At 66.1% G+C, this 20,883-nt stretch carries 16 protein-coding genes; 2 read left to right on the top strand and 14 right to left on the bottom strand.

Annotated elements, in window-relative coordinates:
- Window positions 1-103: 103 nt before the first annotated feature.
- Window positions 104-904: a DUF2189 domain-containing protein gene (locus AC1DGP_RS04670; protein WP_441489646.1), complete on the top strand. Its 801-nt coding sequence runs from the start codon at window positions 104-106 to the stop codon at window positions 902-904.
- 149 nt (window positions 905-1,053) lie between these two features.
- Window positions 1,054-1,359 carry a hypothetical protein gene (locus AC1DGP_RS04675; RefSeq protein WP_441505340.1) on the top strand — a complete coding sequence of 102 codons (306 nt, stop codon included), beginning with the start codon at window positions 1,054-1,056 and terminating at the stop codon, window positions 1,357-1,359.
- Between the two features lie 668 nt (window positions 1,360-2,027).
- Here the strand turns inward: AC1DGP_RS04675 and AC1DGP_RS04680 are convergent.
- From AC1DGP_RS04680 to mraY, 14 genes are all read right to left on the bottom strand, one after another.
- Window positions 2,028-4,112, bottom strand: a complete 2,085-nt coding sequence (locus AC1DGP_RS04680; protein ID WP_476831779.1) for a DEAD/DEAH box helicase — start codon at window positions 4,110-4,112, stop codon at window positions 2,028-2,030.
- A 155-nt stretch (window positions 4,113-4,267) separates the two neighbouring features.
- Entirely contained in the window at window positions 4,268-5,968 is a 1,701-nt protein-coding gene (recN, locus tag AC1DGP_RS04685) for a DNA repair protein RecN (protein WP_476770637.1), read from the bottom strand.
- A 66-nt stretch (window positions 5,969-6,034) separates the two neighbouring features.
- Complete coding sequence (locus AC1DGP_RS04690) at window positions 6,035-6,937, bottom strand: outer membrane protein assembly factor BamD (protein WP_441505373.1); 903 nt, start codon at window positions 6,935-6,937, stop codon at window positions 6,035-6,037.
- A gap of 175 nt (window positions 6,938-7,112) precedes the next feature.
- Window positions 7,113-8,057 (bottom strand): UDP-3-O-acyl-N-acetylglucosamine deacetylase, encoded by a 945-nt coding sequence (gene lpxC, locus AC1DGP_RS04695; protein ID WP_441489309.1) that lies wholly within the window; start codon window positions 8,055-8,057, stop codon window positions 7,113-7,115.
- A gap of 310 nt (window positions 8,058-8,367) precedes the next feature.
- Window positions 8,368-10,068 (bottom strand): cell division protein FtsZ, encoded by a 1,701-nt coding sequence (gene ftsZ / locus AC1DGP_RS04700; protein WP_476831780.1) that lies wholly within the window; start codon window positions 10,066-10,068, stop codon window positions 8,368-8,370.
- A gap of 105 nt (window positions 10,069-10,173) precedes the next feature.
- Window positions 10,174-11,466, bottom strand: coding sequence for a cell division protein FtsA (ftsA, locus tag AC1DGP_RS04705; RefSeq protein ID WP_069879824.1), 1,293 nt, complete (start codon window positions 11,464-11,466; stop codon window positions 10,174-10,176).
- Window positions 11,467-11,495: 29 nt separating this feature from the next.
- The gene (locus AC1DGP_RS04710; RefSeq protein WP_441489311.1) at window positions 11,496-12,458 is read right to left on the bottom strand and encodes a cell division protein FtsQ/DivIB; all 963 of its coding nucleotides are present in this window, start codon (window positions 12,456-12,458) and stop codon (window positions 11,496-11,498) included.
- The gene (locus AC1DGP_RS04715) at window positions 12,425-13,339 is read right to left on the bottom strand and encodes a D-alanine--D-alanine ligase (RefSeq protein WP_441505337.1); all 915 of its coding nucleotides are present in this window, start codon (window positions 13,337-13,339) and stop codon (window positions 12,425-12,427) included. The genes AC1DGP_RS04710 and AC1DGP_RS04715 overlap by 34 nt, the downstream gene beginning before the upstream one ends.
- 278 nt (window positions 13,340-13,617) lie before the next feature.
- Complete coding sequence (murB, locus tag AC1DGP_RS04720) at window positions 13,618-14,544, bottom strand: UDP-N-acetylmuramate dehydrogenase (RefSeq protein ID WP_441505336.1); 927 nt, start codon at window positions 14,542-14,544, stop codon at window positions 13,618-13,620.
- The gene (murC, locus tag AC1DGP_RS04725; protein ID WP_441505335.1) at window positions 14,541-15,953 is read right to left on the bottom strand and encodes a UDP-N-acetylmuramate--L-alanine ligase; all 1,413 of its coding nucleotides are present in this window, start codon (window positions 15,951-15,953) and stop codon (window positions 14,541-14,543) included. The genes murB and murC overlap by 4 nt, the downstream gene beginning before the upstream one ends.
- Before the next feature lie 71 nt (window positions 15,954-16,024).
- A complete protein-coding gene (murG, locus tag AC1DGP_RS04730; protein ID WP_476831781.1) occupies window positions 16,025-17,125 on the bottom strand; it encodes an undecaprenyldiphospho-muramoylpentapeptide beta-N-acetylglucosaminyltransferase in 1,101 nt (366 codons plus the stop codon).
- 5 nt (window positions 17,126-17,130) lie between these two features.
- A complete protein-coding gene (locus tag AC1DGP_RS04735; RefSeq protein ID WP_441489315.1) occupies window positions 17,131-18,264 on the bottom strand; it encodes an FtsW/RodA/SpoVE family cell cycle protein in 1,134 nt (377 codons plus the stop codon).
- Between the two features lie 109 nt (window positions 18,265-18,373).
- Window positions 18,374-19,795: a UDP-N-acetylmuramoyl-L-alanine--D-glutamate ligase gene (gene murD, locus AC1DGP_RS04740; RefSeq protein ID WP_441505333.1), complete on the bottom strand. Its 1,422-nt coding sequence runs from the start codon at window positions 19,793-19,795 to the stop codon at window positions 18,374-18,376.
- 2 nt (window positions 19,796-19,797) lie between these two features.
- Entirely contained in the window at window positions 19,798-20,880 is a 1,083-nt protein-coding gene (gene mraY / locus AC1DGP_RS04745; RefSeq protein WP_069879816.1) for a phospho-N-acetylmuramoyl-pentapeptide-transferase, read from the bottom strand.
- Window positions 20,881-20,883 lie beyond the last annotated feature (3 nt).

A 20,883-nucleotide genomic window follows, 5' to 3' on the forward strand; every position in this document is an offset into this window, starting at 1 on the left:
GGATGCTCGACGCCTTCGGCGACTTGACCCAAGGATCGCGTCAGGACCGCCATTGCGCACCGGGCCAGAACCGGGAGGACTGCCAATGGCCAATCTCGACAGCATGATCTCCAATGCTGACCGCAAGACGAATGCGCCTGCCAAGCCCGTCATTGAGCCGCGCGTGCGCACCATCACCACGGCCGATCTGCGCGACGCGCTCTGGCGCGGTTACGAGGACTTCATGGCCCAGCCGAGCCATCTCGTCTTCATCGCATTGATCTATCCGATCGCGGGCGTCGTCATCGCTCAGCTCACCGTGAGCTACAACATCTTCCCATTGCTGTTCCCTCTGCTGTCCGGCTTTGCCCTGCTCGGCCCCTTCGCGGCCATCGGCCTCTACGAGATCAGCCGACGCCGGGAACGCGGCATGAACTCCTCATGGGCGCACGCCTTCGCGATCCTGAAATCCCGCTCGATCGGGACGATCCTTGCACTCGGAGCCTTACTGACCGGGCTCTTCATCACCTGGCTGCTCTCCGCCTGGCTGATCTATCGCTGGCTTCTTGGCGGCATGCCGGTGACCTCGATCGGCGACTTCCTCGGCGACGTACTGACGACACCGAACGGCTGGACCATGATCATCGTCGGTAACGCGCTCGGCGCGCTCTTCGCGATTGCCGCCTTTTCAATGACCGTGATCTCCTTCCCGCTGGTGCTCGACAAGCATGTCGATGTGGCAACGGCGATCCGCACCTCGGTTGCCGCGGTCGAAGCCAACCCGCGCGTCATGATGATCTGGGGCCTCATGGTCACCGGCCTGCTTATCCTCGGCTGCCTGCCGGTGCTGGTCGGTCTCGTCCTGGTCATGCCGATCCTCGGCCACGCCACCTGGCATCTCTACCGCAAGGTCGTGGAGAAATAGCCCGTCTTCCGCAACCGGGCCGGTTCGGCCCGGTTGCGCCGGGCTCCTCAGAAAATCTCCCGCAGCTTTGAACCTGTCTCGCGTCTCGCGCGACCAAAGGTCATGAGGCTGCATCCCGCGGCCTCGCACAAAGCCAAGGGAGAGATTTCATGACCGCCCGCACGATCCTCACCGGCCTTGCCACCGCCTTCATTCTCGGCGCCGGCGCCCTCATCGGCGGCTCGCTGGCCACCGCCACCTCCGCGCAAGCCGCGCCTGGCTGGCACGGCCCTGGCCATCATGGCCATTTCGGCCGCGGTTTTCGTCATCCCCGCCCCTGGGGCTGGGGCCGCCCAGGCTGGGGATACCGCCCGGTCTACGCCAGCGCCTATTATGGCGGCTGCTACAAGGTGTTCCGTCGCGGTTTCGTTCCGGGCGTCGGCCCGGTGGTTCGCCCGGTCACCATCTGCCGCTGAACGCAGATGAATTCGCCTGAAGAGGGTGTCGGAGCGATCCGGCTCCCTCCCAACGCTGCCCGGCGGCGACATCGCTCCGCAGCCCAGCCCACACGCCCCTCGGGGTTCCATCGCGCCTGCAGCCGCCAACACCGTTTGGGAACCTTTGCGCGCCGCACCGGTTCAGTTCTCGTCACAACAGAATAGTGACGCTGAATCACGCGGGCGCCAGCAGCCCGATCAAAGCCGGGGGCTTCACATGAACAACATCATTTACATCGTCGGCCTCGTGGTCGTTGTCCTCGCTATCCTGTCCTTCCTGGGCTTGCGCTGACCCCAGGCCCGAGGAGCGCCAATCGCGGCAAGTTGGCGAACATTACGGACGTCAGCGACGCTCGCCGCCGGGGAGCACCCTCAGCGCTTGATCGCCGCCGGCTCACCACAATCCCGACTTGCTTTGTACCGGGACGCGACCACGTCCTGGCGTCAGCCGCATCCCATGGCGTCGCATCTCCGTTCGCGAGCGCTGCTCCCGTACGGTCTCGGCCGCGTGAATGACACAGAGTTCCCTGCCCACCGCTCACGATGGACGGGTCACCGAAACGCKAAACGCCCCCTCCCAGCCTGGGAGGGGGCGTTTCTGAATGATCTCAAGCCCTGTTGCCAGGGCTGGCGAACGACGTCCCTGATCAGCGATCGTCCCGACGCGGCTTCTTGCTCTTGAACGGCTTGCCGGCAGGCTTGCCGCGCTCACCGCCTGCAAATCCGGCGTCCGGCTTGCCATGGCCGAAGCTCTTCCCGCCATGGCTGGGCTTGGCGGAAAAGGGCTTGGCGCCGGCAAAGGGCTTGCCCTTGGCGAAGGGCTTGTCCGAGGGGCCCGACTTCTTTTCGAAGGGCCGCTCGCTGGGGCGCAACACCGCGTTCTCGTCATAGACGGGCTCGCGATCGCGCCGGACGGGATCATAAGGCTTGCCGCCATGCGCCTTGGCGCCGAAGGGCTTGCCCTTGCCTTCGTAAGGCTTCTTCTTGCCAGGGAATGGCGCGCTCGCCCGTTCATCATCGGCCCGTGGCGCACGCGTATGGGATGCCTTCTCCGCGAAGGGTTTGGCCGGGCGCCGCTCGGCTTCACCGGTCACGGGCTCGATCACGATCTTGTCCCGGTCGGTCGCGCTCGCCAGCGACGCGAAGCGTTCCGCGACATCGGCATCGATCTCGACCTTGGTTTCCGTGTCGAAGATGCGGATGGCGCCGACCTCGTCACGGGTGATCTTGCCGCGACGGCAGAGCATCGGCAGCAACTGCCTGGGATCGGCGCCGTCACGGCGGCCGATATTCAGCCGGAACCAGACCGTATCGCCACGCGGCCCGGCCTTGTGCGGCCTCTCCCCCTGCTCGCGGTCACGCTCGCGCGGACGGGCGTAATCCTCGGTGCTGCGCACCGGCCTGCGCTCGTCGCGCCCGAAACCGGGATCTCCGACCTCCTCCGCCGCCGGCAGGCGCGAACGATAGACCCTGACCAGGGCGGCCGCGATCTCCTGCGCCGAGCGACCGGCAAGCAGGGCTTCGACCATGCCGGMATCATCCTCGCTGGCCTCGCCGGTAAGCAGCGGATCCTGCAGCAGCCGCTCCTGATCGAGCGCGCGGATTTCCTCCTGCGTCGGAGCACCGGCCCAGACCGCTTCGACCTTGGCCTCGGAGAGCAGCATGTCGGCCTTGCGGCGCCGAGAGGGCGGCACCAGCAGGACGCTGGTTCCCTTCTTGCCCGCACGGCCCGTCCGGCCGCTGCGGTGCTGCATGACCTCTGGATCGTTCGGCAGCTCGGCGTGGATGACCAGTGTCAGGCCCGGCAGGTCGATGCCGCGCGCAGCCACGTCGGTCGCGACGCAGACGCGGGCGCGCCCGTCGCGCAGGGCCTGCAGCGCCGAGTTGCGCTCGCTCTGGCTGAGCTCGCCTGAGAGCGCCACGGCCGAAAAGCCGCGCTCCAGCAGGATCGCCTCGAGATGGCGGACTGCATTGCGGGTGTTGCAGAAGACCAGCGCGCAGGGCGAATCGTGGAAGCGCAGCAGGTTGACGACAGCGAGTTCGGCTTCCTTCGGGAAAACACGGATCGCGCGATACTCGATGTCGGCATGCCCGGTTGCCGAGCCGGCCACCTCGATGCGCAGGGCATCACGTTGATAGCTCCTCGCCAGCGCGATGATCGCCTTGGGCAAGGTCGCGGAGAAGAGCAGGCTGCGGCGTTCCGCTGGGGTCGTCTTCAGAATGAATTCGAGATCGTCGCGGAAACCGAGATCGAGCATCTCGTCGGCCTCGTCGAGGACGACGGCTCGGAGCGCCGAGACATCGAGCCTGTGCCGCTCGATGTGATCACGCAGGCGGCCGGGTGTGCCGACGACGATATGTGCGCCCTCGTCCAGCAAGGCGGCCTCGCGACGCGGATCCATGCCGCCGACACAGGAGATCACCCGGGCGCCGGCATGCTTGTAGAGCCAGGCGAGTTCGCGCTGGACCTGCAATGCCAGTTCGCGGGTCGGCGCGATGATCAGCGCCAGGGGCTGCCCGGCACGGCCCAGGACCTCGGCGCCCTCCAGCAGGGTCTCGCCGATGGCGAGCCCATAGGCGACGGTCTTGCCGGAGCCCGTCTGTGACGAGACCAGAAGGTCGCGTCCGGCGGCCGCCTCTTCCAGAACGGCGTTCTGGACGGGCGTCGGATCATTGTAGTTGCGTTCGGCGAGCGCACGCGCGAGCGGCGGGCTCGTGGGAAGGAATGCCATCGTTAATCGGCCTTGAGTTCATGCGCGCGGCGTGATGCGGCGCGGGAGATCGTGAGGCAGGCATCGCGGCGCGTGAAACGCAGCCATAACACCATAAGCCAGTCTGTGCCGCTCTTAGAGCAGAATTCGCAGAAAGGGAATGCAGATCGCTGCGGTCAGGCGCGCGCCGCTGCGCCATGCAGGCCAGCAGCGTCGAGCAGACGGGCGGCGGCAGCCCTCGCCTCCTCGGTGATGCTGGCACCGGCAAGCATGCGAGCGATCTCCTCGCGCCGTGTCCGGTCCTCGAGCGGCGTCACGCGCGTCACCGTACGAGAGGCCGCGTCATCGTCCAGCGCCGATTTGGCGATCAGGAAATGACGTCCAGCCTTGGCCGCGACCTGCGGCGCGTGCGTCACCGAGATGACCTGCACCTGTCGCGCCAGACGCGCCAGACGCTCTCCGATCGCATCCGCGACCGCGCCCCCGACTCCGCTATCGATTTCGTCGAAGACAAGGGTCGGCGCCGACCCGCGCTCGGCAAGCACGACCTTCAGGGCAAGCATGAAGCGCGAGAGCTCGCCCCCGGACGCAACCTTCATCATCGGGCCGGGCCGCGTGCCGGGATTGGTTTCGACCCAGAATTCGACGCGGTCGAACCCTTCCGGACCACGCGCATCCTCGTCGCGATCGATATGGGTGATAAATCGCGCACGCTCGAGCTTCAGCGGCGGCAGTTCTGCCTTGACCGCAGTGTCGAGACGCAGCGCGGCCTCGCCGCGGGCAGCAGAGAGCTCCCGCGCCCTGGCGAGATAATCTGCTTCCGCCCGAGCGAGCTCCGCTTCGAGCCGGGCCAAGGAGCTCTCGCTCTCGTCAAGATCGGCAAGGTCGGCACTCATCCTGGCCGCAAGATCGGCAAGCGCCTCGACGGGAACGTCGAACTTTCGGCCCGCTGCCCGCAAGGCGAACAGCCGTTCCTCGACCCGCTCCTGCTCGCGCGGATCGTACTCCGCCGCACGCATGGCCGCCGCGAGCGCTTCGCCCGCCTCTTCCAGCGCCACGATCGCGGTGTTGAGCGCTGCCATCGAGGGATCGACGAGTTCTGGTGCCTGCGCAGCCCGCCGCTCCAGCCGGCGGAGCACCGCCGCAAGAGAGGGGACAGGGGAAGCCTGGCCACCGACGGCCTCATAGGCATCGGAAAGATCCCGCGCCACCTTTTCCGCCTGCATCATGCCCTGGCGCCGGCTGGCCAGTGCATCTTCCTCGCCCGGCTCCGGCGCAAGCTTGCCAAGTTCGGCCACCGCGTGGCGCAGGAAGTCGGCCTCCTTGCGCGCAGCCTCGACACGGATGCGCTGCGTCTGCAGCGCCTGTCGCGCGCGCTTCAGCACATCGCTGGCCGTCGCCGTGATCTCGGCCTGTCCTTCGAGGCCGGCAAAACCATCAAGTATGGCGCGGTGCTGGGCCGCATCGGTCAGGGCCCGGTCATCATGCTGACCGTGGATCTCGACGATGGCGCTGCCGATCAGCCGCAGGATCTGGACGCTGACCGGCTGGTCATTGACGAAGGCGCGTGTCCGGCCATCCGCATATTGCACGCGTCGCAGGATCAGATCGCCGTCTGTGTCGATCTCCTGGGCCTGCGCCAGCTTGCGAGCCGGATGGGCGAGCGGCAGGTCGAAGACGGCACTGACCTGGCCTTGCGCCTCGCCATGGCGCACGAGCCCGCCGTCGCCGCGACCACCGAGCGCCAGCGCAAAGCCGTCGAGCAGGATCGACTTGCCTGCACCGGTCTCACCGGTTAGCACGCTCAGCCCGGCGCCAAACGCCAGATCGAGCCGGTCGATCAGGACGATGTCGCGGATCGAAAGCTGCGCCAGCATGACGCTCAGCGCGTGATTGAAGGGAGTGGCATGCGGTCCGTCACCCGGCCGTGCACCTGCCCGGCCTCAGCGGACGAGGCCGACGACCGAACGGGTGAAGCCGTTGAACAACCGGCTGATATAGGAGCCGCGATCCTCGCGGGGCTCGAGGCCGCCACTCTGAAGCAGGGTATAGGCGTCCTTGTACCAGGGGCTGTCGGGGAAGTTATGCCCGAGCACGGCAGCGGCAGTCTGCGCCTCATTGGTGATGCCCATCGCCATATAGGCCTCGGTCAGGCGCATCAGCGCCTCCTCGACATGGCGCGTGGTCTGGTACTTGGTGATGACGTCGCGGAAGCGGTTCACGGCACCGGTATAGTTGCGCTTCTCGAGATAGTAGCGCCCGACATTCATCTCCTTGCCCGCGAGCTGATCGCGCGCAACCAGCATCTTCTCGCGGGTGTCGATCACATATTCGGACTTCGGATAGCGATCGAGCAGCTCCTGCATCGCGGCAAGCGCGCGCTCGGTGCGCTCCTGGTCACGCGTCGCGTCCGGGATCTGGTTATAATAGGACATCGCCATGATGTACTGCGCATAGGCAGCATCAGGGCTGGCGGGGTTCTGCGCCAGAAAGCGCTTGGACGCCGTGATCGCGTCCTCGTACTTGGCCGCCTGGAAATTCGTATAGGCAACCATGATCAAGCCCTTTTTCGCGTAGGGCGAGAACGGCGCCTGCTTGTCGATCTCTTCGAACTTCTTGACCGCGCCTTCGCTGTCGCCATTCTGAGAGCGAGCCAGCCCCTCGTTATAGAGCTTGTCGGCCGGCACATCCGCGATGATTTCCGGCTTGTAGACCTCAGGCTTGTCGAACGGATTGAGCGACGACATCGTGTCGCAGCCGCCGAGCAGCAAGGCGGCGCCGAGCGTCAGGGCAACGCCCATCCGCATCGGTCGGGCGCTTTGGGAAGTCGGGTTATTCAGCCGCATGACGCTCACGTCGTCCGTCCTCTTTCGCTCGTCACCGCAAGATGGCGAAGGATGCCTTTACCTCAGACGCAGCGCTCACGCTACCGGGGAAAGGCAGGTTACGAACATGCGGGGCCCATGCTGCATTCGATAAAAAGCAGGCGAATGCAAGGCGCGCGCGAAACTGTTCGACTGCTCAGTGCAGATCGGGCGCGAAGGCCGCGGGGGCCGCAACGGCCATCTGCACGGCACGGTGCGCATAGACCGGCTCGGCCTCGACGATCGCGTAATTCGCGCGATCCGCGAACAAGGCTTCCAGAACGGTCACATTCATGCGGTGACCGCCGCAATAGGAGCGAAACTCGCCGAGAATCGGATAGCCGGCCAGCGCAAGATCGCCCACTGCGTCCAGCACCTTGTGGCGCACGAACTCGTCGGCGTAGCGCAGGCCTTCGGGGTTGACCACCTTGTCGTCGCCGATCGCGACAGTGTTGTCGAGCGAGGCGCCAAGCGCGAAACCCGCCTTCCAGAGCTGTTCGACTTCGCGCATGAAACCGAAGGTGCGGGCACGCGAAATCTCGCGGGCATAGGCGACCGGCTCGAGGTCGAAGATCTTGCGCTGACGGCCGATCGCCGGGGTGTCGAAATCGATCTCGACATCAAGGCGGAAGCCGCTGTCGAACGGCGCGAGCTCGGCAAAGCCGCGCCCCTTCTCGACGCGGACCGGCTGCAGGACCTTGAGATAACGGCGGTTCGCACCGAGCGTGACGATGCCGACATCTTCGATCGCCGTGACGAATTCCGCCGCGCTGCCGTCCATGATCGGCATTTCGGGGCCGTCGATCTCGATCAGGACATTATCGAGCCCCAGGCCGGCGCAGGCCGACATCAGGTGCTCGATGGTCGCGACGGAGGCGGCACCGCGATCGCCGATCACGGTGCAGAGCTCAGCGGCGCTCACCTTGTTGTAGCGGGCATGGATCAGGTGCGAGGGGCCGCCCTCGGACTCCTTGCGGAGGAAGACGATGCCGGAGTTCGCGTTGGACGGCTTGAGGCAGATTCCGGCGGGGGCTCCGGAATGAACACCGATTCCCTTCAAGGACACGGGAGCGCGGAGTGTGGTCTGCCGATCAAAATTCATTCCGGTATCCAATCTCGAACGCTAACGATCTCGGCTGCACAACGCTACGGGCTGCCTGACGGTCGTCTGCGGTCCTTCAGTTGGGCGGCGCCTGGCGGTTGCCGGTGCCGTCATCCCCCTTTGGGGCAAGCGCAACATACGCCTTAGGTGGATGCCGACAAAATCACGCTTTCTTTCGCTCTGTAACAAGCGAACTCAATCAGAGAAAAATAACCATCCCATTGAAGTATATGGTTTTTCAAACGTAAACAGAGCCCGGAGCGAGGGTTCGCTCCGGGCTCTGTTACAACTGTCGCAGGCGCTGTAGCGCTCAGTTCGCCTGGCGGCGCAGGAACGCGGGAATCTCCAGCTGATCCTCTTCGCTGCTGCGATTCGGCGCAGCACGGCCCAGCTGGTCGAGCTGGCCTTGCGCCGGGCGCGAGGCCGGCACAGCCGGCCGGCGCATGTATTCGGCATGGGCAGCGCTCGGCGCCGGAGCGGCAGGCTGCATCGGCGGCGGCGCGTGGCGCACCGGCGCCTGCGGCTGGGCCTCGTCCTCATCCTTGCGACCGAAACCAACCGAGGCGAGACGCTGCATCAGCGACATGCGCTTCTGGTCGGCCTGGGCCGGAGGCTGCGGAACGGACTGCGCACCGCGGCTCGCCGCGATCTGGTTCTGCGCCGGCATCGGCAGGTCCTCGATCCGCGGCATCCGCGTCGGGCGGACGACCGCACGCTCCGGGGCCGGGGCGATGAAGCTGTCCTCGTGACGCATCATCGGCTCTTCATGCATCATCGGCTGGCTCACCGGAGCGGCCGCGATCACCGGACGCGGCTGCACCGGTTCGATGCGGATGTCTTCCGCAACGCTCGGCTGCACCAGAGCCGCCTGGCGCACGGTCTCGACATTCACAGGCGCGCGCATCTCCAGCATCGGCTCGGCATGAACCGGAGCCGCGGCGCGCGGTGCGGCTGCGGTGTTGCGCAGACGCGCTTCGGCCTTCAGACGCTCGGCAACCTGGGCGATACGGGCTTCGGTATCATCCATTTCAGCCTGGGTGCTGATCGGCTTGTCGATGCCGGTGGCCACGACGGAGACGCGCACGACGCCCTCGAGCGATTCGTCGAATGTCGCGCCGACGATGATATTGGCCTCGGAATCAACCTCTTCGCGGATGCGGGTGGCAGCTTCGTCGACCTCATAGAGCTTCATGTCGCGCCCGCCGGTGATCGAGATCAGCAGGCCACGCGCGCCCTTCATCGAGACATCGTCGAGCAGCGGATTGTTGATCGCAGCCTGGGCCGCGGTCAGCGCACGCTTCTCGCCCTGCGCCTCGCCGGTGCCCATCATCGCCTTGCCCATGCCGCGCATCACGGCGCGAACGTCGGCGAAGTCGAGATTGATCAGGCCGGGGCGGACCATCAGGTCGGTGATGCAGGCGACGCCGGAATAGAGCACCTGGTCGGCCATGCCGAAGGCATCGGCGAAGCCGGTGGTCTCATTGGCGACGCGGAACAGGTTCTGGTTCGGGATGACGATCAGCGTATCGACCGCCTCGTTCAGCTCCGAGATGCCAGCCTCCGCCATGCGCATGCGGCGATGGCCCTCGAACTGGAACGGCTTCGTGACGACGCCGACAGTCAGTATACCCATGTCGCGGGCGACGCGGGCGATCGCAGGGGCCGCACCGGTGCCGGTGCCGCCGCCCATGCCGGCGGTGATGAAGACCATGTGCGCGCCGGCAAGGTGATCACGGATCTCGTCGATCACCTCTTCCGCCGCCGCACGCCCGACTTCCGGCTGCGAGCCGGCGCCGAGGCCTTCGGTGACCTGCAGGCCCATCTGCACGATGCGCGAAGCACGCGAGAGCGCCAGAGCCTGCGCATCGGTATTTGCAACGACGAAATCGACCCCATCGAGGCCGGCTTCGATCATGTTGTTGACCGCGTTGCCGCCGGCTCCGCCGACACCGAACACGGTGATCCGGGGCTTTAGCTCCCGGATGTCAGGGGCTTGCAGATTCATCGCCATGGTTGCCTCTTTCGATTTCTTGTCCGGCGCCTGGCGGGAGCCGTCCCGATTGCTACGATTTTACTCTTGGGTCGGAACGGCGCCGCGCCGCCCGGCCCGATACCCTTAGAAACTGTCTTTCAGCCAACGCCCGACACGCGAGAAATACCCGTCCGTCCCCGTCGCGAAGTAAGCGCCGCTCGCGCGAGGCTCGAAATGTTCGACATGAGCGACCTGCGGGTAGACCAGCAGGCCGACCGCGGTCGCAAAAGCTGGTCCCTTGCCAGCCTCCGGCAAGCCCTTGATCCCGAGCGGCCGGCCGGTGCGGACCTGGCCGCCGAGCAGCCGGCGCGCCGTCTCCGGCAAACCGGTCAACTGGCAGGCACCGCCCGTCAGCACGACGCGGCGGCCGGCCTGGGCCGAAAAGCCGGCAGCGTTGAGCCGGTCACGCACGAGCTCGAGGATTTCCTCGACCCGCGGCTTGATGATGCGGATCAGATGCGATTTCGCCAGATGGTTCGGGGTGTCGCGCTCGTCATCGTCGACCTGCGGCACCGAGATCATGTCGCGTTCGTCCGAAGCGCTGGAGATCGCCGATCCGTGCAGCGTCTTCAGCCGCTCGGCGGCCGAGACACGGGTCGACAACCCACGCGCCACGTCCATGGTGATGTGATTGCCACCGACCGCAATGGCGTCGGCATGGACCAGATGGCCGCCCGAGAAAACACCGAGGCTGGTGGTGCCGCCGCCCAGGTCGACGACGACGACGCCCATTTCGGCCTCGTCGTCGACGAGAACCGAGAGACCGGAAGCATAGGGAGACGCGACGACCGCCTCGACCTCGAGATGGCAACGCTCGACCGCCAGCATGACGTTGCGGGCAGCAGCCGCCTCGCTGGCGACGACATGCATGTCGACGGAGAGCTTGCCGCCGACGAGGCCGCGCGGATCAAGCACGCCCGGCACGCCGTCGAGCGCATATCCGGTCGGCAATGCGTGCATCACCGCCTTGCCGGGCTTGATCGCATGCGTCGCGGCGACCGCGAGAACCCGCTTCACATCGGAATCGCTGACCGAGCCGCTACGCAGGTCGACGCTGGCGGCATAATGCTGCGAGCCGATGCGCCCACCGGTCAGGTTGACGATGACGGACTGGACCTCGACCTTGGCCATGCGCTCGGCCGCATCGACAGCGGCCCGGATCGCGCGTTCGGCGTTTTCGAGATCGATGATGGCGCCGCCCTTCACGCCGAGCGAACGCTGATGGCCGATGCCGATGATGCGCGCGACATGGGTGCGCCCGCGCAACCGCTCGTTCGCCTCGGCCGGGTTCAGCTCGGCGATCAGGCAGACCACCTTGCTCGTTCCGACGTCCAGAATCGACAAGGTCGCGCTCTTGCGCGACGAAAGCGGACGCATCCGTGGTGTCAGGCCCTGAGAGGTGAAGTTCACGCCTCGCCTCCCTTCTTCTTGGTCTTGCTCTTGAGCTGCTCGGCGCGGGTCGCCGCCCCCTCTTCCGTCAACCGCATCACCACCCGGTCGGGCTGGCGCAGGTCGATGGCGAGCAGGTCCTTGTCCAGCAGCCTGAAATCCGTTTCGAGGCCGGCGAGACGCTTGACGGCCTCCCCCGGCGCGATCTCCGGCAGGCGAATATCCATGCCGTTGTCGAGCTTGAGGTTCCAGCGCCGGCCGGCAATCAGGCTGGCCGCACGGATGCGCGGCGCCAATGGTCCAGCGTCGGCGAGCAGCGCGACATACTCGCGGGCGCGGGTATTGGCGTCGGGGCCGACGACGAGCGGCAGATGGGCGAAGCGGCCATCATCCATCTTGTCGATGACCGTGCCATCGGCTGCGATCAGAAAAAGGTCGCCCTTCACCTGCCAGAGGGCGAAGGGTTCACGCTCCGTCAGTGTGATCGCGATCTCGCTGGGATAGAGCTTGCGAACCGTTGCCTGGCGAATCAGCGGCGTCGCCTCGAGGCGACGGCGCGCCTCGTCGGCATCGAAGAAGGCGACCGAGGTCTTCGAATCGATTCCTGCAGCGATCAGGACCTCGATCTCGGACAGCTCCGAGATTCCAGAGATCGTCACCCTGTCGACGCCGAGCCCGACCAGGCGCGCCAGCATATGGCGCGGCTCGCCGTAGTTCTCCTGCATCGTTTCGACATGTCCGCCCTGCACGAAGCCTGTCCCGATACTCAATCCAAGAAACCCAAGAGCCAGCCAGGTCCCGATCCGCTGCGGCAGGCGCTGCCACAGCGGGAGGGCCACCGCACTGCGCCGCGACGACCGGAACCAGCGACGCGAACGCTCGCCGACCAGAAGTTGCGGCCCTGCGGCCGGCATCGATGAACGTCGGGCGGGCACCGCCGCCGCTTTCATCGATCGAGGGAGGCGTCCTCCACCATCCATTTGACGAGCTCACCGAAGTTCAGGCCCGCGTGGGCAGCCAACTCGGGCACCAGGCTGGTTTCGGTCATCCCGGGCTGCGTATTGACCTCCAGCCAGACGAGAGTGTCGGTCTCGTCGTCGTAGCGGAAGTCAGAACGGCTGACGCCCCGGCACCCGATTGCTTGATGCGCCGTTAACGCACACTCTTCGATCTGCTGGTAAATTTTTGGTAAAATTTGAGCCGGGCAGATGTGGATCGAACCACCTTTCGTGTATTTCGCATCGTAGTCGTAGAACTCGCCCGTCGCGGCCCGGATCTCGGTCACACCAAGGGATTTGTCGCCCATGATCGCGCAGGTCAGCTCCCGCCCGGCGACGAAGCTCTCGGCCAGCAACATGTCCCCGCACGGCCAGTCCTCCCGCGCCACTTCCTGCGGAGGATGTTCGCGCCCCTTTTTCACGATGATGACCCCGACCGAGGACCCCTCATTGACGGGTTTCAGCACATAGGGCGGCGGCAGAGGGTGCGTCTTGGCGGCCTCGAAGCGCGACAGGGTAACGCCGCGCGCGACCGGAACCCCGGCAGCCGCAACGACCGTCTTCGCCCTGTCCTTGCGCAGTGCGAGCGCCGAGGCGAGCACCCCGGAATGGGTGTAGGGAATGCGCAGAATCTCGAGCAGGCCCTGGATGGTGCCGTCCTCGCCAAAGCGGCCATGAAGCGCGTTGAAGGCGACGTCCGGGCGCAGCCGATCCAGCACATCGGCAATATCGCGCTGCACATCGATTCGCGTCACGCGGTAGCCGACGCTCTCCAAGGCCCTCGCGCAGCCGTCGCCGGTATTGAGGCTGACCTCCCGCTCGACGGACCATCCGCCCATCAAGACTGCGACGTGTTTGGTCATTGAATCGCTACTCCGCTTCCCCGAGACCCTCGGGGGAGCATGGTTAACGACGCGTTAACGCAGCGGCGGCGAGGCGATCGAAACATCGCCTCCCACGACACATCCTGCGGCGAGGCGCAGTCCGGGCGAAGGCGCGGACTGCGTTACACACTCCCCCGATCGCACTCGGGCAGGCCGACACATGGCTGACCGGTCAGTGGTTTCGCGGGGCCGCCCCATGGCGACGTCTTGATCGCGCGACCACGCCGGGTGCTGGCGACCATTCGTTTCCCAGCGGCCTATACCGCGACGCCGAGCCGCTTGATCTCCCAGTGCAGCTCGAAGCCCGAGGTCTGCTTGACCCGGCGGCGAACCTCCTCGCCCAGACCTTCGATATCGGCGGCCGTCGCGCCGCCGGCATTGATCAGGAAGTTGCAATGCATCTCGGAGACCTGGGCACCGCCGACCCGCAATCCGCGGCAGCCGGCAGCGTCGATCAGTTGCCAGGCCTTGCCGCCGGGCGGGTTCTTGAAGGTCGAGCCACCGGTGCGCTCCTTGATCGGTTGAGCGGCCTCGCGAGCCGCCGTTACCCGGTCCATCTCCGCAAAGATCGCAGCCTGATCGCCTGGCCGCCCCTGGAACAGGGCCGACGTGAAGACTATGTCCATCGTCGCTGCCGCGCTATTGCGGTAGGTGAAGCCCATCTCCGCATGGGAGAGCGTGACGATCTCGCCCTTGCGGGTCACGCCACGCGCCGAGACGAGCACATCGGTGGTCTCGCCGCCGTGAGCACCGGCATTCATTCGCAGCGCGCCGCCGATGCAACCGGGGATGCCGCGATAGAAGGCGAGGCCGTCGAGCGAGGCATCGGCGGCTGCCCGCGCCACCTTGACGTCCGGCACCGCCGTGCCACTGCGCAACCGGTTGCCGTCTTCGAGCGAGATCTCGCCGAACGCCTTGCCGCCGAGTCGAATGACGACGCCGGGAATGCCACCATCGCGCACGATCAGGTTCGAGCCGAGCCCGACGACCGTGACAGGAATCTCGGCCGGAAGCCTGGACAACAAATAGGCCAGGTCCTGCTCGTCAGCCGGCGTGAACAGCACCTGCGCCGGGCCACCGACGCGGAACCAGGTGAGCCCTGCCATCTCCTGGTTGGCCAGGAGCCTACCGCGCAATTCGGGCGCGGCCGCGCGAAGGTCGGGGGTGATGTCGGGGAAGCTCACTGCTTGCCACCCAGCCCGGCGAGTTCGCCCGGCAACGCATAGGCCCATTGCGTGATGTTGCCGGCGCCCAGCAGCACGACATAGTCGCCCGGCCCCGCGAACTCCGCCACCATGCCCGCGAGTTTCTCGGGAGCCTCCAGGGCCAGCGCATGGCGGTGGCCGCGCGCCTTGATACCTGAGACGAGGCTATCCCGGTCGGCACCGGGAATCGGAGCCTCGCCGGCGGCGTAGGTGTCGGCGACGATCACCGTATCGGCATCGTTGAAGCAGGCCGCAAAATCGTCGAACAGGCTGGAAAGCCGCGTATAGCGATGCGGCTGCACCACGGCGATGACCTTGCTCCTGGTCGAGGCGCGCGCCGCCTTGAGCACGGCGGCGATCTCCACGGGATGGTGGCCGTAATCGTCGAAGATCAGTGCGCCGTTCCACTCGCCGGTCTTGGTGAAGCGGCGCTTGACGCCGCCGAAACCGGCAAGGGCCTCGCGGATCTTCTCGACCGGAATGCCAAGGTCATAGGCGACCGCGATCGCGGCGGTGGCATTGAGCGCATTGTGGTGACCGGGCATCGGCATCACGAGATCGCGCACGACCTCGTCGCGCCCACGCTTGCGGTCGCGGATCAGCAGCGTGAACCGGGCCTGTCCGCCGGAGAGATCGATGTCGATCAACCGGAAATCCGCCTGCGGGTTCTCGCCATAGGTCACGACGCGCCGGTCTTCGATCTGCCCGACGAGGCCCTGCACCGTGGGATGATCGATGCACATCACCGCGAAGCCGTAGAAGGGCAGGTTCTCGACGAAGGAGCGGAAGGCCTCCTTGATCGCATCGAAGGTCTTGAAGTGGTCGAGATGCTCGGGATCGATATTGGTGACGATCGCCACGTCGGCAGGGAGCTTCAGGAAGGTGCCGTCCGACTCGTCGGCCTCGACCACCATCCAGTCGCTCTCGCCCATGCGCGCATTGGTGCCATAGGCGTTGATGATGCCGCCATTGATCACCGTCGGGTCGAGCCCACCCTTCTCGAGCAGGGTCGCAACCAGCGAGGTCGTGGTCGTCTTGCCATGCGTGCCGGCTACGGCGACGCAGGATTTCAACCGCATCAGTTCGGCCAGCATTTCGGCGCGGCGCACCACGGGCAGGCGCTGCTCGCGCGCGGCCGTGAGTTCGGGATTGTCGCGTCTGATCGCCGTGGAGACGACGACGACCTCCGCCCCCTCGATGTTCTCGGCGGCATGGCCAACGAAGGTCTTGATGCCCTTGTCCGCGAGCCGACGGACATTGGCATTGTCGGACGCGTCCGAACCCTGGACCTTGTAGCCGAGATTATGCAGCACCTCGGCGATACCGGACATGCCGATGCCGCCGATGCCGACGAAATGAATGGAGCCGAGCTTGGGCGGCAGCTTCATGGGTCAGGTGTCTCCTGCGGATTACGGCATGTCGCGAAAAGGTGGGAACGAGCTTTCCGTCAAGACATGCCTCAGAACGTGATCCCTGCGACCTGCAGAACCAGGCGGGCAAGCCGGTCGGCCGCATCGGGAATTCCCGCGCTCTTGGCGCTGTCGGCCATGGCAGTCAAGCGCGACGGGTCTGCGATCAGGGCCGAGAGCTCGCCCGCCAGCCGGCGCGGCGTGAATTCCGGCTGCAGGATGCGGATGGTGCCGCCCGCCCGCTCGAGCACCGCGGCATTGGCGGCCTGGTCCTGATCGAGCGAGCCCGGCAAGGGCACCAGCAGCGACGGCCGCCCGATCACGGTGAGCTCGGCGACGGTCGAGGCGCCCGCCCGGCCGATCACGAGATGCGCTGCACCCATGCGCGTCGGCAGGTCCTTGAAGAAGGGCGCGATCTCGGCTGCGACGCCGAGTTCGGAATAGATCCGCCTGACGCGCTCGCCATCCTCCGCGCGGGCCTGCTGCACGATGTGGAGACGGCCTCGTTCCGCAGGCGTCAGCAGTTGAATCGCCGGCGGCACGATATCGGCCATGATCCGGGCGCCCTGGCTGCCCCCGAAAACGAGCAGCCTCAGCGGCCCTGTCGACGGATCGGCATAGGGAGAGACGGCGGCAATGACCGCGGGGCGAACGGGATTGCCGACCTGCCTGCATTTTGCGGCGCGAGCGGCATCGAGGCCACCGACCTCGGCAAAGCCCGTCGCAATGATGTCGACCCGACCACACAGGAAGCGATTGGCGCGGCCGATGACGGCGTTCTGCTCATGCACCATCGTTTTAACGCCGGCGAATGAGGCGGCGAGCACCGGCGGAACTGTCGGATAACCGCCGAAGCCGACAACGACCGCAGGGTGCAGCGTCTTGATGACGCGACGCGCGACGAGGACGCCCTTCATCAGCTCGAGCGCCGCGCCCGCCATCTTGAGCGGCGAGCGACCGGACGGCGTCGCCGCCGGGACCGGGTGAACGGACTCGGCCGGGAAGCCACCGGCATACTCGACCGCGCGCGCGTCGGTGACGAGCGCGACGCGCACGTCATGGCGGTGCAGCGCGTGGCTCAGCGCCTCGGCGGGAAAGAGGTGGCCGCCGGTGCCACCTGCGGCGAGAACGACGAGCGGACGCTGTGCCATGTCCGTCAACGCCCGAATTCACCAAAGCCCTCGGCACGCGGGCGTTTGCGGGTCAGGGCCAGCAGGAAGCCTGTACCCAGCGCGAGCGAGAGCAGCGAGGAGCCACCATAGGAAATGAACGGCAAGGTCATGCCCTTGGCCGGCATCATGTGCAGGTTGACCATCATGTTGATCGCAGCCTGGATGCCGAACAGCAGCGCCAGCCCCGTCACCGCGAGACGGATGAAGGGATCCTCTGCCTTCTGGGCCACGAAGAGTGCGCGCAGCACGATCAAGGCGAAGAGTGCCACCAGCAGGATACAGACGACGATGCCGAACTCCTCCGCCGTCACGGCGAAGATGAAATCGGTATGCGCGTCGGGCAGGATGCGCTTCACGGTGCCCTCGCCCGGCCCTTTGCCGAGCCAGCCGCCCTGAGCAAAGCTCTCGAGCGCGGTATCGACCTGGAAGGTGTCGCCAGAGCCTTTGTCCATGAAGCGCTCGATGCGGGCGCGCACATGTGGAACGAGCTGATAGGCGATGAGCAGGCCGAACATGCCGGCGCCACCGAGACCCGCCACCCAGAACCAGTGCAGGCCGGCAACGAAGAACAGCCCGCCCCAGACGAGGCTGACCAGCACCGTCTGGCCGAAATCCGGCTGCAGGACCAGAGGCGTGATCGTCAGCGGCAACAGCGCGAACGCCATCAGCGTACCCGGCAGGTCCGGCCGGCGCATGCCCTCCGAAAAGGCCCAGGCAGCGAGCACGACGAATGCAGGCTTCAGGAATTCAGACGGCTGGACGGAGCCGAGCGGGCCGAGCGTCAGCCAGCGACGCGCGCCCTTCACCTCCACGCCGAAATACAGCGTCGCCACCACCATCGCGAGCGCGACCACATAAATCAAAAGCGCCGCGCGCCGGACCTGCCGGGGCGTCAGGAACGAGGCCGCGAGGAAGATGGCAAAGGCAGCCAGCAGGTAGAACACCTGTCGGTTGACGAAGTGGAAGGTCGAAAGACCGAGCCGCTCGGCCACCGGCGGCCCGCCCGCCATCAGCAGCACGACACCGGAGACCATCAGCGTCACCAGGGTCGACAGGATGATGCGGTCGATCGACCACCACCAGCGACCGCTGAGACTGGGTTCCGCGCGTGAGACCATGCTCTGGCTCCATCAACCAGACGGGCGAAATTCAGCCGCCCGTTTCAGCGAATCACATTGGCAACGATTGGTTAACCGATTGATTCCGACTTGATGCGAACGCCCGTTTTCAACCTGCCTTGAAGCCCGGCAGTGCCTTCACGAGTGCGCGGAACGCATCGCCCCGCACCTCGAAATTCGGGTACTGATCGTAGGACGCGCAGGCCGGCGAGAGCAGAACGGCAAGCTCGGCCTCCCCCGGATGCGTCGCCGCGTCGCTGGCGGCCGCGGCGACCGCATCATCGAGCGTGCCGCTGCGGAGATAATCCACTCGGCCATCGTCATCGAAGGTCGCGGCGAAGGCATCCGTTGCCGCGCCGATCAGATAGGCCCTCGCGATGTTCGGGAAGTAGCGCCTCAGGCTCTCGATACCGCCCTCCTTGGCCTTGCCGCCGAGGATCCAGAAGATGTCGCGGAACGAGGTCAGCGCCTTCTCGGTGGAATCCGCATTGGTCGCCTTGGAATCGTTGATGAAGACGACGCGGCCGACACGGCCGATCTCCTCCATGCGGTGTGCGAGCCCGGGATAGGTCTTGAAGCCGGCAGCGACCTCCTCGGCGGAGAGGCCGACCGCCACGCAGGCGGCAAAGGCAGCCGCCGCGTTCTGCGCATTGTGCGAGCCTCGCAACGAGCCGATGCCGGCGAGATTGGCGACCACGCGCGGCTTGCCGTCGCGGACTTCGACGATGCGGGTATCGAGCTTGCCGGCATTGGCGGTGACGCCGGCGAAGACGCCCTCGTCGAGCGGCTGCTCTCCGCTGATCTTGACCAGCGGGCGCCCGGAAGCGGCGCGCCGGCGCGCCATCTGCTTGGAGGCCTCGTCATCGACGCCGACGATGGCAATGTCGGCGGCTTCGACCATGCGTTCCTTGATCGCGGCGTAGGCCTCCAGCGTGCCATGCCGGTCGAGATGATCCGGCGTCAGGTTCATCTGGATTCCGACGCTTGGCGCCAGCGACGGAGTCAGGTCGATCTGGAAGGTCGAGCACTCGATGACATGGACACGCCGCGCGGCGGGCGGCTCGAGGGCGAGAACCGCAGTGCCGATATTGCCGCCCATCTGCACGTCCCGGCCGGCCTGGTGCAGCACATGGCTGATCAGTGCGGTCGTGGTCGACTTGCCGTTGGTGCCGGTGATGCAGATCACAGGCGCATCGGGGGCGATCGTCGCCCGCTCACGGAAGAAGAGTTCGATATCGCCGATGATCTCGACGCCGGCGCCTTGCGCCTTTCCGACCGTCCAATGCGGCTGCGGATGGGTCAGAGGCACGCCCGGCGAGAGGATGAAGCTCGCGAAATCCGCCCAGTCGGCCGTTGCGAGATCGACGATGCCGATGCCCTCGCCCGCCGCCTTGTCACGGCTTTCGGTCTTGTCGTCCCAGGCCGCGACCTCGGCACCGCCCGCGATCAAGGCGCGCGCCGTCGCCAGCCCCGAGCCGCCAAGGCCGAACAACGCGACCTTGCGGCCAGCAAATACGGTCACCGGCGTCATGATCAGCGCAGCTTCAGCGTGGCGAGACCGACCAGAGCCAACACGACGGAAATGATCCAGAAGCGGATCACGACCTGCGGCTCGGTCCAGCCCAGTTTCTCGAAATGGTGATGGATCGGCGCCATCAGGAAGACCCGCTTGCCCGTGCGCTTGAAGACGAAGACCTGGATGATGACCGAGAGCGCCTCGACCACGAAGAGGCCGCCGACGATCGCCAGCACGATCTCATGCTTGGTCGCAACCGCGATCACGCCAAGCAGGCCGCCGAGGCCGAGCGAGCCGGTATCCCCCATGAAGATCTGGGCCGGCGGCGCGTTGAACCAGAGGAAGCCCAAGCCGGCGCCGATCACGGCGCCGCAGATCACGGCAAGTTCGCCGGCGCCCGGCACATGGTGGATCTGCAGGTAATTGGCGAAGATCGCGTTGCCGGCGAGATAGGAGATGAAGCCGAATGTCGCGGCGGCGATCATCACGGGCACGATCGCGAGCCCGTCGAGGCCGTCGGTGAGATTCACCGCATTGCCGGCTCCGACCACGACGAAGGCGGTCACGAAGGGGAAGAGCAGGCCGAGCGGAATGACCAGTTCCTTAAGGAACGGCATCGCGAAGCCGGATGAAATCGCCGGCGGGCCAAGCCGCATGATGAAGTAGCAGGCGATGAGTGCGATCACGACCTCGATCGAAAGCCGCGCCTTGCCGGAGAAGCCCTTATGGGACTGCTTCGTGACCTTGAGATAGTCGTCATAGAAGCCGATGGCGCCATAGGCAGCGGTCACCGCAAGCACGATCCAGACATAGGAGTTGCGCAGATTGCCCCAGAGCAGGACCGCGGCGAACAGTCCCGACAGGATCATCAGGCCGCCCATGGTCGGCGTCCCGCGCTTGGCAAGATGCGTCTCCGGACCGTCGGTCCGGATCGGCTGGCCCTTGCCCTGCTTGATCCGCAGCCAGGAAATCGCAGCAGGCCCGAAGAAAAAGACGAAAAGCAGCGCCGTCGCGGTGGCGCCACCGGCGCGGAACGTGATGTAGCGGAACACGTTCAGAATCGGGAAGGCCCCGGCGAAGTCGGCAAGCCAGACGAGCATCGG

The sequence above is a fragment of the Allobosea sp. 05T433 genome (assembly GCF_056396065.1).

Bases quoted from the DNA above. Each gene is read 5' to 3' on its own strand.
- AC1DGP_RS04670 (WP_441489646.1), top strand. From the start codon at position 104: ATGATCTCCAATGCTGACCGCAAGACGAATGCGCCTGCCAAGCCCGTC.
- AC1DGP_RS04675 (WP_441505340.1), top strand. From the start codon at position 1,054: ATGACCGCCCGCACGATCCTCACCGGCCTTGCCACCGCCTTCATTCTC.
- recN (WP_476770637.1), bottom strand. From the start codon at position 5,968: ATGCTGGCGCAGCTTTCGATCCGCGACATCGTCCTGATCGACCGGCTC.
- AC1DGP_RS04690 (WP_441505373.1), bottom strand. From the start codon at position 6,937: ATGCGGCTGAATAACCCGACTTCCCAAAGCGCCCGACCGATGCGGATG.
- lpxC (WP_441489309.1), bottom strand. From the start codon at position 8,057: ATGAATTTTGATCGGCAGACCACACTCCGCGCTCCCGTGTCCTTGAAG.
- ftsZ (WP_476831780.1), bottom strand. From the start codon at position 10,068: ATGGCGATGAATCTGCAAGCCCCTGACATCCGGGAGCTAAAGCCCCGG.
- ftsA (WP_069879824.1), bottom strand. From the start codon at position 11,466: ATGCGTCCGCTTTCGTCGCGCAAGAGCGCGACCTTGTCGATTCTGGAC.
- AC1DGP_RS04710 (WP_441489311.1), bottom strand. From the start codon at position 12,458: ATGGATGGTGGAGGACGCCTCCCTCGATCGATGAAAGCGGCGGCGGTG.
- AC1DGP_RS04715 (WP_441505337.1), bottom strand. From the start codon at position 13,339: ATGACCAAACACGTCGCAGTCTTGATGGGCGGATGGTCCGTCGAGCGG.
- murC (WP_441505335.1), bottom strand. From the start codon at position 15,953: ATGAAGCTGCCGCCCAAGCTCGGCTCCATTCATTTCGTCGGCATCGGC.
- murG (WP_476831781.1), bottom strand. From the start codon at position 17,125: ATGGCACAGCGTCCGCTCGTCGTTCTCGCCGCAGGTGGCACCGGCGGC.
- AC1DGP_RS04735 (WP_441489315.1), bottom strand. From the start codon at position 18,264: ATGGTCTCACGCGCGGAACCCAGTCTCAGCGGTCGCTGGTGGTGGTCG.
- murD (WP_441505333.1), bottom strand. From the start codon at position 19,795: ATGACGCCGGTGACCGTATTTGCTGGCCGCAAGGTCGCGTTGTTCGGC.
- mraY (WP_069879816.1), bottom strand. From the start codon at position 20,880: ATGCTCGTCTGGCTTGCCGACTTCGCCGGGGCCTTCCCGATTCTGAAC.